The sequence below is a fragment of the Planktosalinus lacus genome (assembly GCF_014640155.1).
In the GTDB taxonomy this organism is placed as follows: Bacteria; Bacteroidota; Bacteroidia; order Flavobacteriales; family Flavobacteriaceae; genus Planktosalinus; species Planktosalinus lacus.
On the sequence record NZ_BMGK01000002.1, the window covers coordinates 314,469 to 330,448 of the forward strand.

A 15,980-nucleotide genomic window follows, 5' to 3' on the forward strand; every position below is an offset into this window, starting at 1 on the left:
CAATATTCCAGTACACCCGCTCCAACAGAATACAATTAGATTTAGAGAAACCTAAAAAATAAAAAAATGAACTATTCAGTAACAATTAAGAACCTAAAAAAAATAGACGAACTCCCTAACTCGTGGTCTGAGACCGACTATAAAACACTCCTGGAAAAATTTAATTATCCCGATGCCGGCCAGCTCAAAACAAACGAACTCCAAGAATTTCTTTTCTTGGCAATTGCTGATTTTGAGCCTGAAGAAGCAGCGTCAATTATGCTCGAGTATAAGTTTTCAGAAGTATTGGAAGCCGGGCAAATTGACAATCTTTCACATGAAATACTGCGGGAGAAAATAGCCGAAAACTACTCTGACATTTCCCTACACAAAGGGTTGTTTGAAGTCAATCAATTGCTTTATAAAGCATACAACGGTAAGTTTCCTCATACACAGGCCAACTCCATTACCTTTGAACTGGTCGCTGAAGATGAAGACCAAACTGAAATCACTAAAGAAATAGTCATTAAAGCACTTAGTGCAGGGCTAAAGGACAGCAACCTGATCCACCGCCTTTTTGAAACACAATTGCAAGGCAAAGCCCCTTTTCCCGAAGCCCAACATATGCTCTGGGAACTACTAGATAAGGGAGAACAACAATATGAGGCCATCACTTCAGAAAAGTGGATTCAAAAAGAAGACTTTACAGCACCTGAGTTTAAAACCACGATCCGATTCTTTGAGGAAGAAGAAGATGAGTTATAAAACAGCCCACTTTTTTCTAAGCATTTTAGTGTTCCTTTCGATTGAAATAAAACGAAACGGAAAATTCAAATCTTACATTGCAAAACCAACTTATCTATTCATTTAATATTGATTAAAATGTAAGCTGAAAGCCTAAACCATTCGTTGAGAATACTAGATGGGTATCCGGGCTGAAATTTCTGGTTTTAGAAACCCCTATAGATTCATTATACTTAGTGACAGCATTCTTTAGGTTTCTTTTGGTCCCTTTTTGTAGAGGTATAGTCGCAGTAAAAAGTGCTAAACCGGCCCCTGCAAAAAACCAATTTGCTTCAAGATCTGGGCTAAATTCCAGTCCAACGGAAACTCCAATTAAAGCCCCGGAAGCAAAACTAATAAGTGCAGCTCCAGTATGATTAGCTCTAGCTTTTTGCATTAATTTTTTAGTTTCGGGTGTGTTGCTCATTAATTTTTCAGCTTCTTTTAATGACAATTTATCGTTCCCTTGTTGAACATAAAACCCTCTCCAAAAGTCTGATTTAAACTCCAATGGAGTGGTGTTTTGCTGACCATAAAGTGTAATAACTGTAAAAAAAAGTGTTAGGCAAAATAGGAAATGACATTTCATAGCTTCTAATGATCAATTTTTTTGCCCAAAAATAATCTTTCATTAGTAAATAGACTATGTTAAAACATGAAAAAAAACACTATACCTTTAAACTGAAACCAATATTATCATTTTCAATCAACAAAATACATCTTTAGCTTCCCCCTGTTTTTTACATCAATTTCACCGCGATATTCACACACCCAGCTATCTTTTATCAATTCATAGGTGCCTTCACTGATGTTTATTTTTCCGGGTTCAGACATAGATTCCATTCTGGAAGCAACATTGACGGTATCACCCCAAATGTCATAGGCAAACTTTTTACTGCCCACAACCCCCGCCACTACCGGACCGGAGTTAATGCCTATCCTGATATCAAAAGTCAGGTCATTGACGGCTATATTGTTTTTTGTTTCTTCAACAAAAGCAGTAATTTCTTTTGCCGCCAGGATCATTTTATGGGCATGGTTGTCTTCAGTTACATTCAATCCACCGGCACACATATAGGCGTCTCCAATGGTCTTGATTTTTTCCAATCCGTGTTTTTCTATAATAGTGTCAAACTTTGAAAAGTAAAAATCAACGGTTTCCACCAGTGTTTCCGGTGAGAGGTTTTCAGAATAGCTGGTGAATCCTTTAAAATCTGTAAATAAAACCGTCACAAGCCCGTGTTTCTTTGCTTTGACCTTTCCATATAATTTTAATTCATTAGCAGTCTCTTCAGGAAGAATATTAAGCAGTAATCGGTCTGACTTGTCCCGTTCTTCCTCAATAATTCTTTTGGTTTTTCTGATAAACAGATACCTTCTGTACCAGAGTATGGCTAGTATTGCAATAAAGATTAATACAATGGCAATGGAGTAAGTAACAATGCGTTGGTTCTTTCTTTTTTGTTCCAGCAGATCAACTTCTATTTGCTTTTGGGATACTTCAAAGTTCGTTCGTAAATCTGCTATTTGCTGCACGTTTTCCAAATTAATGACACTGTCTCTGTAAGCAATGTGTTCTTTGTAATGTTTTAAGGATGCTTCCTGATTGCCAGCTTCTTCATAAAGTTCAGAAAGGGTTAAGTTTGCATCACTAATCTGTTCTTTCAACTTGTATTGAGTAGCTAAATCCAGACTTCTTTGCGCATAATTCAAGGCAGCAGAAAAATCCTTTCGCCTTGAGTAAATATCAGACATATAGGTCAGGTAAACTGTAATGGGGTAATAGTCTTCCAGTTCCTCCAGTAACACCAAGGCCTCATTGATGTGTTGTTCTGCCAGAGCATCCTTGCCCTGTTCTGCATACACCATTCCCACATTTCCCAAATTATAGGCCGTGCCTATGGGATAATTTACCTGCTTAAAAAGCAAACCGGATTCTTCAAAATAATCAAGCGCCTTGTCAAAATGCTCGTTTTTAAATGCTTCGTCACCCGCATTGAGTAATGCAGATGCCAGCGTGAGCGAATCATTGGTTTCTCTTAAAATGTCAATGGATTTTGAATAATAGCTTTCGGCATTGCTTGCATTTCCTATGGTGGAATACACATCGGCTATAGTTAGATAAGCACCTCCCTCAAAAGATTTATCATTTATGCTTGAAGCTGCTTCACTTGCTTTTATATAGGACTCCAGCGCCATCGTTAAATTACCACCTCGTTGATACACCTGCCCTCTTATGCTATAGCCTCTGTAGAGATAAATATAATCTTCACGCTTCCGGGATAATTCTATTAATTCATTAGCATACTTTAATGATTCTTCTATATCATTGGCGGTATTGAAGGATAAATTGCGCAGGAGTTCCAGTTCATCAACTCCGGTTGTGTTTCCTTCCTCATAAATAACTTTCAGGCTGTCTGCTACGTTCCGGTCCTGAGCAAAACTAACTTGAGTGCAAAGCAAGAGGCAAGCTACTAAAACATACCTGCTATTGCTTTTGAAAAACATGGTTGAATTATTTGTTAATCATAATTTTTGGATCCTGATTGTAGGTAACATTATCCACTGTATAAGTGATACCATAAGTTTCTATGGTTCCGGCGGGGAATGCTCCTATCTCCCCTTTCCAGGTTCCGTCTGATTGTATAGCAGGAAGCTTTTTGAAGACATTACTCCCTCCGGTTTCATAAATATTGGATATTGCTCCCACATCGCCTGCTTTTTGAAAGACGACAACATTACCGGATTGAACAGATGTTGTTAGATTATCATCTTCTGTTTGGGTACTACCCACATTTACTCCATCTGAAATGGTGGGTGGATATGGAACAGCTGACGTTGCGCTAATGGTAATGGTTACTTTTTTTGGACCTGAATGACACATGATAAAATGTTTTTGTTGGTTAATAGACAGTTAAGATAATTAAAGGAATAATATAAATTTCATTTTTTTATATGAATCACTCCATTTTCTGTCCGAAAGCAACCTATTATTTATCAACCGTTAAGTACAATTGAAATTTTTCGTTAAATTATCAAGTATTATACAAGTACATTATTTCCTACAAAACAACTTTTTAGGATGATTTAAGCTCAAAATAACGGGCGGCACCCTTATTAAACTCCGGTACATACCTAAAACCCAGAAATTTAAACCAACTGATTTGACCGGGATGCTCAGAAGCCGAATATATTACACAGGTACACCCCTTATAATTTGATGTTTCCTGCTTTAACAGCGCCCTCAAATCAAAACTTATTTTTAATGCATATTCATCCATAAGCTTTCCGGCAATAAAAAATGTTTCATACTTTTTTATCCCTAAAACATAAAACCCTAAAATCGCAATAGGTTGCCCATCAAAAGTTTTCCAGATTTTTGAAAATCCGTCTATTTCACACAATTCAAGTTTGTTGACCACAAAATCATGTGCTCCCTCGATGCTATACTTGTCCTGAAGCTTCCATTCACTTTCGGTAAGATACCATGGGTTATTTAAAATAAATAAAATGTCACCGGTGCTTATTTCACTATGAATCTGACACATACCTTTGGGTTTAAAGCAAACTTATTACGCAACAACAAGATACAATGTTTTTTTGTGTGAAGGATTGCGCCGCATAAAAAAGCAATGACCCTCCAAAATATTAAAACCTGCAGCACCTCATTCATAGCCCCTTCATATCAGGAAACGACTACAATTTTCATATCTTTATAAAAGAATTGTAATATATGACTCCCGTGATGCACCCGCTCATTCAAGCCGAAACCCTTTGCAGTATGCAGGACGATAAACATCTTGTGGTAATACACGCCGGTTTTGGCGAAACGGCTTATGCCAATTACCTGAAGAAACACCTCAAAGGCACCCGGTTTGTCGAGTTAAATACAGATTTGTCAGACATTAAAGAAAATGCCGCTCAAGGCGGAAGACACCCCTTACCGGCCGTTCAGGCCTTTGCAAGACGGGTAGCCCGGCTGGGCATTACAGCCCAAAGTCATGTGGTGGTGTATGATGAGAACAAAGGTGCCAATGCAGCTGCACGGTTTTGGTGGATGCTCAAAGCCCTGGGGCATCAAAAAGTACAGGTGTTGGATGGCGGGCCTGAAGAAGCTGAACAGGCAGGGTTTCCAACGGATACCAACATCCCTGAGGTGCAACCCGCAACAGCTTATACAACTGAACAGTGGCTGCTGCCCACAGCAAGCCTGGATGAAGTCACCCGGGCTTCAGAAAAAAATACTGTAACGATTATCGATGTGCGCGAACCCCAACGCTATCAAGGCATCACCGAACCCATCGACCTTATAGCCGGTCATATTCCCGGGGCGATTAATAAACCTTACCAACACAACCTCAACACCCACGGAAGGTTTAAAGAGGCCTCTGAGCTCAGAAAAATGTATCAGGAATTTACAGCAGACACAACCCTTGTTCATTGCGGTTCGGGCGTTACGGCTTGTCATACCCTACTTGCATTTGCGGTGGCAGGCCTTCCTATCCCCAAACTGTATGTGGGTTCCTGGAGTGAATGGTCCCGCAACAACAAACCCATGGCAACCGGTACCCACTCAAAAGGCACTTCTTAATACCTTGCCGTAGTGGCAGCATTATAATTAAATTATTTCTTAATCAGTTTTTTTGTGATTTGCTTGTTACCGGATGTGATTTTTAAGAAATAAACCCCCGGCTTCAGACGTGAAATATCCAACATTCCGCTTAGAGAAACTTCAGAAGTATCCTGCTGTGTCAAGACCACCTGCCCTTTAAGACTGATGATTTCTACCACATAATCATTAGTAACACCTTGTCTGTCAAAGTGAATATAATCCCCCGCAGGGTTGGGGTAAAACGTCACAGCCTCTACTCCTAACTCTGGAGTGGATAAGTTTTCATCTGCAAAAATCGTAAAACTGGTAAGTGCAAAAGCACCATAAACTGTTTCGGTGCGGGCATACATTGTTTGTGGATTGGTTATATTTTCATAAGCTTCAGGGGCATCAACACCATTTGTTTTGTTTTGAGCATCTGTTTCTGTTTCGTAAAATGTAACCTCCAGGCCGCTTTGCGTTCCTGTTATTTCAGGAATCAACAAGGTCAGGTCAAACTGGGCTATCCCATCGCCGTCTGCATCAAAGACAACAAAATCGTCTTCCAGCACTACGGGTACACCGGGAACAGTATCTACAGCGATAAGCAATGGTTCAATTGAAAAACATCCCGTATCCAGGTTTTCTACCCTTACATAAATTGTTTGTTCTGGTGTTTCTATATTTTCATACGTGGTAGTAAGGGCAATTGGGTTTTGGTTAGTTTCAGCGTCAGACAAAATTTCAAAATAATAAAAAACAATGTTTTGAGAAGTATCAGCAATCTCACTCTCCCTGATGGTTAAATCAAATAGTTCATGGCCATCCCCATCAGTGTCTATAAGGACTATGGGATCTGGAGTGTTTGTTTCCGGAAGGAAAACAACCACAAGTTCTAACCCGGTAACAGCATACTCCCCTGTCACAATGGCTTCTACCCTGCCAAATACAGTTTGAGAATAGGGGTCTATATTAGTATAATTTAATGGCGATAATGTAAAAGTTCCTGCCTCGGCATCTGCTTGTGTTTCGTGAAAAGTTAATTGAACCTCCGTTTGACCACCAATAATTTCAGCTTCAGCCATCGACAAATCAAACGTAGCAAAACCGTCATTGTTAGTATCACAAGTGGTTAAAGGGCTGGGTGGATATGCCGTCACTTGTGCATTAAGCCACTGGCTTCCTGTTAATAAAAGGAGGAGCGAAATAGTTTTCATAGGATACACGTTGTTTTTATAATCCGGTAAATATATCTAAAAAATAGTATAGCCTCCATCCCAACTATGCAAAATATAGCTTTGAAAGCTCCTGATTTCAATTAAAAATAAAAGATCGCGCTATCTATTTGTAAATAATAAAAAAACAACTAACCTGAATCTACATGCAAGCCCTTTACAGCGAATTTTATTCAAAAATAAAAAAAAACAGACCACGTTTAGAACAACCAAACAAAATTTGATGTACATTTTAGCTTACTTTATACTATATGTCTGAATACCAACACTTTAATTAGTATGATTATAATTATAATATTCTTATTTATTTTTAATATATAATTAATTATTTGTAATTATTTAACAAATATTAGTGTTTATTTTTCAATAACTGATGTATCTTTGCGCCGTATAATTAATAACACATACATCCAAAATGAAAAACATTTTAATGATTCTGGTCATCGTTGCAGTTGCAATGACTTCTTGTAACAATGACAAACAAGTTTTATCATCTTCATTTGATGAATTACAAAAAGAAAGTGACAGCCTACATCAGATGCACACAGCTCTTAAAAACAACCATGCTAAGCACTCACAAGCTTATACAGCGTTGGCAGAGCGTTTGAAAGGCTCACCACTTCAGGATTCAACCTGGTTGGAAACTCTTGCAAGCCAAGAAGTAATGTTGAAAAGTCACGAAGCTGAAATCCAAAAAGTAGAACAACTTCTTGAAGGCCACAAAGAACTTAAAGCCAATTTCTCTGGACTGACTACTGAAGAAATGCAGGCGCAGATTGATGCAATGAGAACTGACCTTGAAGAAATCAGAAATTCACAAAGCAATTTGAGCGCTGACCATGAAGCACTGAACAATGAATTGGTGCAAATAGAAGAAGGGTTCAAAAAACAGGAACTGACTGCTGAAGCAAAGCAATAAACTTTTGACATCGTAAAACGCAGGACCCAACTCTAGAAGTTGGGTTTTTTTTTAATACAGAATCCTATTTTCTTCTAGAAGTTCATATGAGATTAAATATCTAAAACCCCAAACACTTACAAAAGGAATTCATCGGGATGGTATTAAAAGAAAGGGTTTAAAAACGCTTCCAAACTATTAAACTTCTACCAGATTATTAAACTTTTTCTTATAAGCCACCGGACTCAAACCGGTTACTTTTTTAAAAGTAGAACGGAAAGCCTTGGTGTCGTTATAGCCCACATCAAACATCACCTCGTTGACATTCTTGGTGCTGCTTTCCAGACTTCGTTTGGCCACCTCCATTTTCACCCGTTGAATATATTCTGAAATGGTATTGCTGGTTGCACTTTTAAAACGACGTTCCAATGTCCTTCTGCTTAATGCAAACATAGATGCCAGCTGCTCTACATTGATTTTATCCTCAAAATTGTTTTCAATAAACTCCTGTGCTTTTTTAACCGGTTCGTCATTGTGATCTTTCTGTCCTTCAAAGATGATAAAGGGAGACTGGCTATCCTTTTCAATATCAATCATAAAAGTTTTGGCTGTTAAAACAGCTACCTCACGGCCTGCATATTTTTCGATAAGGTATAGCAAGAGGTTTAAAAAGGAATAGGCACCCCCACTGGTGTATATGCCGCTGTCCTCGGTCATGATTTTATCATCCACCAGTTGTACTTGTGGATATAGTTTTCTAAAATGATCAGCGTGTACCCAGTGGGTAGAGCATTGTTTGCCATCCAGTAAACCCGAGGAAGCCAGAAAAAAGGCAGCCACGCACAAGCTGGCAATCTCTGCACCGGCTTCATAGTGTTTTTTTAACCAGGGAATGAAATCCTTATTGCTTTCATCGATATTTCTAGGTTCATCGTGAATGGCCGGAATGATAATCAGGTCTGTTTTTTTGATATCACTGATAATTCGCGTGGGATTTACAGAAAACAAGCCATTGGTTTGGTTTGTGGGAATGGATAAACCCACCAGTTCCACTTCAAATATCGGCTCCCTCCCCTGCCTGGTTAAAAAACCATTGACCTGATTAAAAATCTGATGGGTCCCTACAATATTGACCAAACTTGTATGCCCTACAGGGATTAAAATAGAAACATGCTTTTTCATTTTTCACGTGATTAGGTACTATAAAAATATAAAAAATGTCGCACACAACCCTTTAAGTACTAAATAAGCACATTCATTTTTCTAATAATAACTTTTGTATACCCAAAAGTCTCCATTATATTTATTACCCTTTTATAACTTGCCACCCAAAAAAGATTAAAAAGTTTATTCAAAGAGAAAAAATTAAAATCCATAACCATGAAAATATCCCTAACTGTAAACGCAAAAATACAAATATCAAAACCCGCTACTGAAGTATATGAAGCCATTGTCAATCCTGAACAGATGACCCATTATTTCATTTCCAAAGCAACCGGCCCTATGGAAGAGGGAAAAACACTCCTATGGCAGTTTCCGGAGTTTACAGATGAGTATCCGGTACGGGTTGGGAAAATGCAAAAAAACAAACTCATTTCCTTTTACTGGGATACCGATGGTAAAGAATACCTTGTGGAAATAAACCTCACACCCAAAGGAGACACGACAATAGTAAGTGTCACAGAAAGCATTGGAACCAATGACGAAGCCGGTATCAAATGGCTTAAGGGGAATACTGAAGGCTGGGCAAACTTTCTCGCCTGCCTCAAAGCCTGGCTTGAATATGGCATCAACCTGCGCAAAGGTGCTTTTGGTTTTTACAAAAAAACATAAAGTGTATTTACATTTTGTAAAACAATAGTGCCTTCTTTTTACCTCCTGACAAACCGCTGGCACTCCACTGTTCAATTTTTGACATCAATCTTGTAATTTTAAACTCCTAACCAAAAACAACCTTATGAATAAAGAAATCCAACCGGAAGCTACCCTGATCGGGCTTTCGTTACAACGAAAAACAACCAATAAAAATAACCAATCTGCTAAGGATTGCGGCATGCTCTGGCAGCAATTTGAAACCGGAAACTATTTTGACAAGATCCCAAACAAGCTCACCGGTGAAATCCTTGCCGTGTACCACGATTATGAAGGCGACCACACCCAACCCTACAGCTATTTTATTGGGTGTAAAGTAGCCTCGGGAACTCAAGTGCCCGAGGGCCTGGACAGCCTCCAAATGCCCGGCGGCCTCTACACAAAAATTGTGGCCCACGGCAAAATGCCCGATTGTGTGGGAGATGCCTGGAGAACCATCTGGAATACCCATCACCCACGGGCATACAAACCCGACTTTGAAGTCTATGACGAGCGCTGTGCCGACTGGAACAATGCCGAAGTGGACATATACCTTTCCATAACTGAATAAAACCTTAAAAATATGGATACCCTGAACGAAGAAGAAATCAAAGCCCTGGCCGCACAACTAAGCTGTCCGCAAGGGGAAATGGGAACCGTTGTTGGAGAACGAATGCACACCAACAACCTGCAAATGACTTTGAACACCTTTAAAAGCCTCAATCTCAAAAACAACAATAGGGTACTTGAAATCGGCCCCGGAGCCGCCGCCCATGTGCCTCTTATTTTAAATACTGCCAAAAATATAAGCTATCACGGACTCGATATCTCTGAACTTATGGTACAGGAAGCCCAAAATATAAATACCGAAAACATTTCCAAAAAAAACGCTTTCTTTCATCTCTATGACGGAACACACATTCCCTTTCCCGAAGCTCTCTTTGATAAGGTGATGACCGTAAATACCATTTACTTCTGGGAACACCCCGATAAACTCCTCAAAGAAATTAAAAGAGTGATGAAACCCAAAGCTGTATTTTGCATTTGCTTTGGTAAAAAAGAGTTTATGGAACAACTCCCTTTTACAAAATACGGTTTCAGGCTCTACAGTTCAGAAAAAGCACAAGAGCTAATTACAAACGCCGGTTTTGAAATCCTAAAAGCTACAGATGTTAGCGATGAGGTAGAGGTTAATGAAGACAAAACGATGGAGCGGTTTTTTAGTATACTGACGGTGCGAAAAACATAATTTCACATTTATTGTCCCCCCTGACAAACCGCTGTCACTCCCCTGTTTTACCTTTGTTGTTCAAGAATCAATAACCTTTAAAACAACTAATTATGAGTAACACAGCAACCAACTCGACAGTACATCAGGTAATCACTCCGGCAGAATTATTGGAACATTGGCAGGGGCACCGCAGCCTTACCCGCCGGGTCATAGAAGCCTTTCCCGAAAAGGAATTTTTTAACCACAGCATTGGCGGGATGCGCACCTTTGCAGAACTCACCATGGAACTGCTCGCCATTGCCGGTCCCGGAATCAAGGAAATAGCCACGGGAGAAACCAGCCCTCTTCAGGAACATATCGAGCACGGAAACAAAAAAACCTTCCTGCTGGAGCTATGGGATAAAGCCACTGAGGAGATCAATACCCATTACAAACAAATCCCCGTAGAACGTTTTCACGAAACCATCAAAACCTTCGGGCAGTATGAAGGCACCGTCATCTCCTCTATCTTCTACTTTATAGACAATGAGATCCATCACCGCGGACAAGGCTATGTCTACTTACGAGACCTGGGCATCGAACCGCCATATTTCTGGGAACGTTAAAAATTGTAGCAATGAAAACAGTACTGGTATTTAAAACATCGGTAAGTAAAAAAAAGAGATCAGGAAACTAAAACCTGTATTGAACGAACTCCTGCCCAAAGGGAACCATTGGAATTTTGATCTGGAGGACTGTGACAACATCCTGCGCGTGGAAACCCAAACACTTCACCCTGCCCGTGTTTTAAGTGCCTTGCACACTATGGGGTATATGTGTGAGGAACTGCATTGATTGGAACTCAGTTTTAAAACATTAAGAAGTTAAGGTAAGTTAAGACAATCAGCACTTAATGATCCTTAATGACTTAATGGTTTATTTTTGCAAGTGTATTATAAGCCCTTTATAACAACTTCGATATTTTCAAGACCGTATTCCAGTTGCGGGTGGTGATGTCTTTGTCATAGGTCTTTTCAAGAATGTTCATGACATCTGTGGTTTTGGTTTTGGAAACATCCAGGTAACTGATGACCTCGCTTCCTGTAAACCTGATGATATGGAAAGTCACATCTGAGGAAACCCAGTGCAAATCCAATGGGTTCTCTTTATGGGGCTCTTTGATATAAGTCACATACAAACGGATGTCCTTATGAACTTCAACATCTTTAAAGGGTTCTGATGCGACCATTTTAAGAACCTCCTCCCCTTTTCTTACCACAACAGGTACGGGAAAACCAAACGTTTGTTCCAATTGGTCACTTAGTTGAGCCTCCAGTATCTTAACGTCCGTTTCCTTGCCGGTAAACACCACATTACCGGAATTAAGCAGGGTTTTCACCTTCTGAAAACCCATGGCTTCCATCATGGCTTTGAGGTCAGCCATAGGGACTTTCTTATTCCCGCCCACATTAATACCACGCAGGAGGGCGATATAGGCTTGATGCATAGTTATTTATTTTTTAATGTGCCTTAAGCAAGCTACCGTTCACTCAAAACGGCTTTCATACTGGGTCGTGCCGACCATATGAACGATTAGTTATTGTAAAACGTATTTCACCCAACATTTTTAATCCACTTTATTCAATACGGATTGCCAAGCTGTCAATTTCCAAGTTCCGTCAACTTTACACTGAACTTCCAAAAATCTAATTGTAAAGTCAGTTCGCCCTAAGTTAACCTCCACTTTTCCCGTTAAAACTGCTGTTTCTCCATATATTCTTATCTCAACATCTTTTGGAATGAATGAAATATAATTGATTCTTCCAGATTTTATTGTTTCAAGATATCCCGTCTTTGTTTCAGTCCAACCAGTTGTATGAGCATAAGTCAGGTCATCGTTTAAAAGCTCATTTAATTTATCAATATCAGCGTCAATCATTGCTGAAATTCTTGAAGATTGGGCGTTAAGAACTTCTTGTTTTAAGATGTCGTTACTTTCTTTTTGAGCGAATCCGATATTAAAAGAAATGAACAACATCAGTATCGTGAATTTTAGTGATTTCATAATTTTATTATTCCATATTCCCATAGAGTAAGGTTTTGTCATAGGTTTTACAACGGTCGCAGCTAAACGAAGTGTGCAAATCCCACACCCGGCAAACAACCCATTATTTTTTATTAGCCCTAAAATTACAAAAAATACAACTGCATAACCCGCACATTTTGTTTAGCTGATGTTGCAGAATTTACTTCTTCAGCGTTTCCCTCCGTAGGTTCACCGGAGGAGAAAGCCAACCAATCACTATTCACCAATCACCAATTATAAAAGGGCCTGTTACTCTTGTCATAGACTTTAGTTTTAAAATAAGACCAAAAGACTAGAAAAACATATTTTATAGCATATTTATAACGTATATATAATGTATCTATAGCGTATGTATAATGTATATATGACGTATTAAATAAATAAAATTAGTATAAAATAAGCATCTTAAAGGCATAAAAACCTTTACATTCAATTAACCTTCCCCTCACAATTGAAATACATAACTGTAGTTCCTTTGCAGTAAAAACAATGGATTTACTTTTATATGCATTTGCCGCACTCTTCTCTATAATGAACCCACTGGGCACCGTACCCATATTTGTGGGACTCACTCAGGAAGAAGACACCGCTGAACGCAAAAAAACTGCCCTGCTCACGGTCATCAATGTATTGGTCATTATGCTCATTTCATTTTTCCTCGGCAAATACCTCCTGGAGTTTTTCGGGATCAGCCTCAATTCACTCCGCATTGCCGGTGGGCTCATCATTGTTTCCTCGGGCTTTGCACTGCTCACGGGGAGCTTTGCCAAACACAAAGGCATGAAAAACAAACGGGTGCAAAAAGACCTCTCTCAGCGCGAGCGCTTTTCACTTACACCCCTCGCCATCCCTATGTTGGCCGGTCCGGGTTCTATCTCTTTGCTTATCTCCTTCCAGCAGGAATATCAACAAACCACAGAAATACTCTTTATCATACTGGCAATAACACTCACCTGCCTGCTAACCTTTTTGATACTGCGCAGCGCTTACCTCATCGTAAAAGTGCTGGGCGCCTCAGGCATCAATGCCATTTCAAGAATCATTGGTTTCATAGTCATCGCCATCGGTATTGAATATATCAGCTCCGCTGTTATTGAAATCTTTAGAATAGGGGCTGCCTATTAAAACAAAATGCCCTTAACTCATTTTTAACGTTAAATTTCAAAGGGAATGCGTACATTTAAAAGAAAATACCTTGAAAATACTTCTCACCGGTGCCAATGGCTACATAGGCAAACGCCTGCTAGTACATCTCCTCGATCTCAATCATGAGGTAATTTGCTGCGTTAGGGATAAAAACCGAATGGATGTCGATGCATCAGTTAAAAACATAAGTTTTGTCGAAATTGACTTTCTGGATGAAGTGCAGGCAGATAAAATACCCAAAGACATCGACCTGGCCTATTACCTCATCCACTCCATGAGCGCGTCCACTCAAGATTTCGATCAAAAAGAAGCCCGCTCCGCTGAAAATTTCAACAGCTATATGGCACACACCTCGGTGAAACAAGTCATCTACCTCAGCGGCATAGTTAACAACGAAGAATTGTCAAAACACCTTACCTCCAGAAAAAAAGTGGAAGACATTCTTTCGCAAGGCAATTTTAAACTCACCGTTCTAAGAGCGGGAATTGTAGTGGGCTCAGGAAGCTCATCATTTGAAATCATTCGGGACCTCTGTGAAAAACTGCCGGTGATGGTGGCACCCAAATGGCTTGAAACCAAAACACAGCCCATTGCCGTGCGGGATGTAATTGCATTGCTCACAGGAGTTATTTTAAATGAAAAGTGCTATAACAAATCCTTCGACATTGGCGGGCCCGATGTACTCACTTACAAAGAAATGCTCCAAAAATACGCCAAAGTAAGAAAGCTCAAATTATGGATTATCTCAGTACCATTGATGTCTCCCCGCCTTTCTTCATATTGGTTATATTTTGTAACTTCAACCACTTATTCACTGGCAGTCAATCTGGTAGACAGCATGACAACCGAAGTGGTCGCAAAAAACAACGACCTCCAAAAACTGTTGAATATTGAACCCATTTCCTATGAAGAAGCCATTGAAAAAGCTTTTCAGAAAATAGAACAAAACCTGGTGGTCTCAAGCTGGAAAGACGCGCTTATTTCGGGGAGGTTCAACGATTTGAAACAACACATTAAAGTGCCGGAATACGGATGTCTCAAAAATGTAAAAACCATCAAGGTTAACGATGTAAACCGGGCACTTGAAAACATCTGGTCTATTGGAGGCAACCGGGGCTGGTATTATGGAAATTGGCTGTGGAAAATTCGCGGCTATTTGGACCTTATGGCAGGAGGTGTGGGCTTAAGACGCGGTCGCACGCACCCTGATAAAATATTTCCGGGAGATGCGCTTGATTTCTGGAGAGTGTTATATGCCGATAAAGAAGAGAAAAGGCTGTTGCTGTTCGCCGAAATGAAACTACCCGGTGAAGCCTGGCTAGAATTTAAAATAACTGACGACAATCAGCTAATACAAACTGCAACCTTCAGACCAAAAGGAATTTGGGGACGAATGTATTGGTTTAGTGTCCTCCCCTTTCACTATTTTATTTTTGGAGGAATGATTCGTAATATTGTAAAATACAAACCTGACTAATATGAAATATGTAATTTGTTTGTGCCTCATAGTAGCAACCTTCGCCGCGTGCAAAGAAGAACCACCCAAAGAAACTGTTTCTGAAATTGAAATAGAAAAAGATGTGGAGCTCGAAGAACTGTACAACTTGATGACCGGCACCTTCAATAGTGAACGCCAGGCAACACTAGACACTAATTACCGCGATGTCACATTACATATGTATCCCATTTGGCCCGATAGAGAAGGAAAATGGTTGTACATGGAACAATCCCTTACTGAAACTCAGGAAGAACCTTACCGCCAACGCATTTACAAATTAAGCAGGGAAAACGATAGTGTTTTAAGAAGTGATAACTACTCCATCCCCAATGCAGGCTTGTGGGCTTGCAAATGGCAAACCCCCGAATTTTTTGACAGACTACTCCCGGAAAGCATTGAATTAAAAGAAGGTTGTGAAGTACTCTTCAAAAAAACACCCGAAAACACCTATGAAGGAAAAACAGTAGCTAAAAACTGCCTCAACGATTTCAAAGGCGCCACCTATGTAAAAAGCCAAGTCATTATTTCTGATAAACAAATCATATCCTGGGACAGAGGCTTCAATGAAAAAGACAGCTTGGTATGGGGAGCAAAAAAAGAGACTGTTCAAAAAAGTGTGTCAAATTAATAATTTATTAATTTAGACATATGAAAGATATAGAAAAACAGAATGATTTTGAAAAACTGGTTACAGAACTTTCTA

19 protein-coding genes are annotated in these 15,980 nt (G+C 39.6%); 11 read left to right on the forward strand and 8 right to left on the reverse strand.

What is annotated here, in order from left to right; genetic code table 11:
• The first annotated feature begins 66 nt into the window (after positions 1-66).
• Complete coding sequence (locus IEV69_RS03640; RefSeq protein ID WP_188439557.1) at positions 67-744, forward strand: hypothetical protein; 678 nt, start codon at positions 67-69, stop codon at positions 742-744.
• Between the two features lie 112 nt (positions 745-856).
• Here IEV69_RS03640 and IEV69_RS03645 read toward each other — a convergent pair whose 3' ends face one another.
• From IEV69_RS03645 to IEV69_RS03660, 4 genes are all read right to left on the reverse strand, one after another.
• Positions 857-1,351: a hypothetical protein gene (locus IEV69_RS03645; protein ID WP_188439558.1), complete on the reverse strand. Its 495-nt coding sequence runs from the start codon at positions 1,349-1,351 to the stop codon at positions 857-859.
• A 113-nt stretch (positions 1,352-1,464) separates the two neighbouring features.
• Positions 1,465-3,270, reverse strand: a complete 1,806-nt coding sequence (locus tag IEV69_RS03650; RefSeq protein WP_188439560.1) for an adenylate/guanylate cyclase domain-containing protein — start codon at positions 3,268-3,270, stop codon at positions 1,465-1,467.
• Positions 3,271-3,277: 7 nt separating this feature from the next.
• Positions 3,278-3,646 (reverse strand): hypothetical protein, encoded by a 369-nt coding sequence (locus tag IEV69_RS03655; RefSeq protein ID WP_188439562.1) that lies wholly within the window; start codon positions 3,644-3,646, stop codon positions 3,278-3,280.
• Positions 3,647-3,839: 193 nt separating this feature from the next.
• The gene (locus IEV69_RS03660; protein WP_188439564.1) at positions 3,840-4,310 is read right to left on the reverse strand and encodes a hypothetical protein; all 471 of its coding nucleotides are present in this window, start codon (positions 4,308-4,310) and stop codon (positions 3,840-3,842) included.
• Between the two features lie 185 nt (positions 4,311-4,495).
• On the opposite strand from IEV69_RS03660, the gene IEV69_RS03665 reads away from it, so the two are divergent.
• A complete protein-coding gene (locus IEV69_RS03665; RefSeq protein WP_229741303.1) occupies positions 4,496-5,353 on the forward strand; it encodes a sulfurtransferase in 858 nt (285 codons plus the stop codon).
• Positions 5,354-5,385: 32 nt separating this feature from the next.
• Here the strand turns inward: IEV69_RS03665 and IEV69_RS03670 are convergent, their stop codons facing one another.
• Complete coding sequence (locus tag IEV69_RS03670) at positions 5,386-6,570, reverse strand: T9SS type A sorting domain-containing protein (protein WP_188439566.1); 1,185 nt, start codon at positions 6,568-6,570, stop codon at positions 5,386-5,388.
• Between the two features lie 433 nt (positions 6,571-7,003).
• Here IEV69_RS03670 and IEV69_RS03675 point away from each other — a divergent pair, with 433 nt between their 5' ends.
• On the forward strand, positions 7,004-7,507 hold the full coding sequence (locus IEV69_RS03675) for a hypothetical protein (RefSeq protein ID WP_188439568.1): 504 nt from the start codon (positions 7,004-7,006) through the stop codon (positions 7,505-7,507).
• Positions 7,508-7,684: 177 nt separating this feature from the next.
• Here the strand turns inward: IEV69_RS03675 and IEV69_RS03680 are convergent, their stop codons facing one another.
• A complete protein-coding gene (locus IEV69_RS03680; RefSeq protein WP_188439570.1) occupies positions 7,685-8,668 on the reverse strand; it encodes a GlxA family transcriptional regulator in 984 nt (327 codons plus the stop codon).
• Positions 8,669-8,866: 198 nt separating this feature from the next.
• Between IEV69_RS03680 and IEV69_RS03685 the strand changes: the two genes are divergently transcribed.
• From IEV69_RS03685 to IEV69_RS03705, 5 genes are all read left to right on the forward strand, one after another.
• Positions 8,867-9,319: an SRPBCC domain-containing protein gene (locus IEV69_RS03685; RefSeq protein ID WP_188439571.1), complete on the forward strand. Its 453-nt coding sequence runs from the start codon at positions 8,867-8,869 to the stop codon at positions 9,317-9,319.
• A 124-nt stretch (positions 9,320-9,443) separates the two neighbouring features.
• Positions 9,444-9,908: a GyrI-like domain-containing protein gene (locus IEV69_RS03690; protein ID WP_188439573.1), complete on the forward strand. Its 465-nt coding sequence runs from the start codon at positions 9,444-9,446 to the stop codon at positions 9,906-9,908.
• Between the two features lie 12 nt (positions 9,909-9,920).
• Positions 9,921-10,586, forward strand: a complete 666-nt coding sequence (locus IEV69_RS03695; RefSeq protein WP_188439575.1) for a class I SAM-dependent methyltransferase — start codon at positions 9,921-9,923, stop codon at positions 10,584-10,586.
• Between the two features lie 92 nt (positions 10,587-10,678).
• Positions 10,679-11,173 (forward strand): DinB family protein, encoded by a 495-nt coding sequence (locus IEV69_RS03700; RefSeq protein WP_188439577.1) that lies wholly within the window; start codon positions 10,679-10,681, stop codon positions 11,171-11,173.
• Positions 11,174-11,252: 79 nt separating this feature from the next.
• Positions 11,253-11,402, forward strand: coding sequence for a hypothetical protein (locus IEV69_RS03705; RefSeq protein ID WP_308420128.1), 150 nt, complete (start codon positions 11,253-11,255; stop codon positions 11,400-11,402).
• A 109-nt stretch (positions 11,403-11,511) separates the two neighbouring features.
• Here IEV69_RS03705 and IEV69_RS03710 read toward each other — a convergent pair whose 3' ends face one another.
• Both IEV69_RS03710 and IEV69_RS03715 read right to left on the reverse strand, forming a co-directional pair.
• Positions 11,512-12,054, reverse strand: a complete 543-nt coding sequence (locus IEV69_RS03710) for a DUF1697 domain-containing protein (RefSeq protein ID WP_188439579.1) — start codon at positions 12,052-12,054, stop codon at positions 11,512-11,514.
• A gap of 120 nt (positions 12,055-12,174) precedes the next feature.
• Positions 12,175-12,612, reverse strand: a complete 438-nt coding sequence (locus IEV69_RS03715; protein WP_229741305.1) for a nuclear transport factor 2 family protein — start codon at positions 12,610-12,612, stop codon at positions 12,175-12,177.
• Between the two features lie 510 nt (positions 12,613-13,122).
• On the opposite strand from IEV69_RS03715, the gene IEV69_RS03720 reads away from it, so the two are divergent.
• The 3 genes from IEV69_RS03720 (at position 13,123) to IEV69_RS03730 (ending at position 15,905) form a co-directional block, all read left to right on the forward strand.
• Entirely contained in the window at positions 13,123-13,758 is a 636-nt protein-coding gene (locus tag IEV69_RS03720) for a MarC family NAAT transporter (RefSeq protein ID WP_188439584.1), read from the forward strand.
• Positions 13,759-13,828: 70 nt separating this feature from the next.
• On the forward strand, positions 13,829-15,256 hold the full coding sequence (locus IEV69_RS03725; protein ID WP_188439586.1) for an SDR family oxidoreductase: 1,428 nt from the start codon (positions 13,829-13,831) through the stop codon (positions 15,254-15,256).
• Position 15,257: 1 nt separating this feature from the next.
• Complete coding sequence (locus tag IEV69_RS03730) at positions 15,258-15,905, forward strand: chromophore lyase CpcT/CpeT (RefSeq protein WP_188439587.1); 648 nt, start codon at positions 15,258-15,260, stop codon at positions 15,903-15,905.
• The last annotated feature ends 75 nt before the right edge of the window (positions 15,906-15,980 follow it).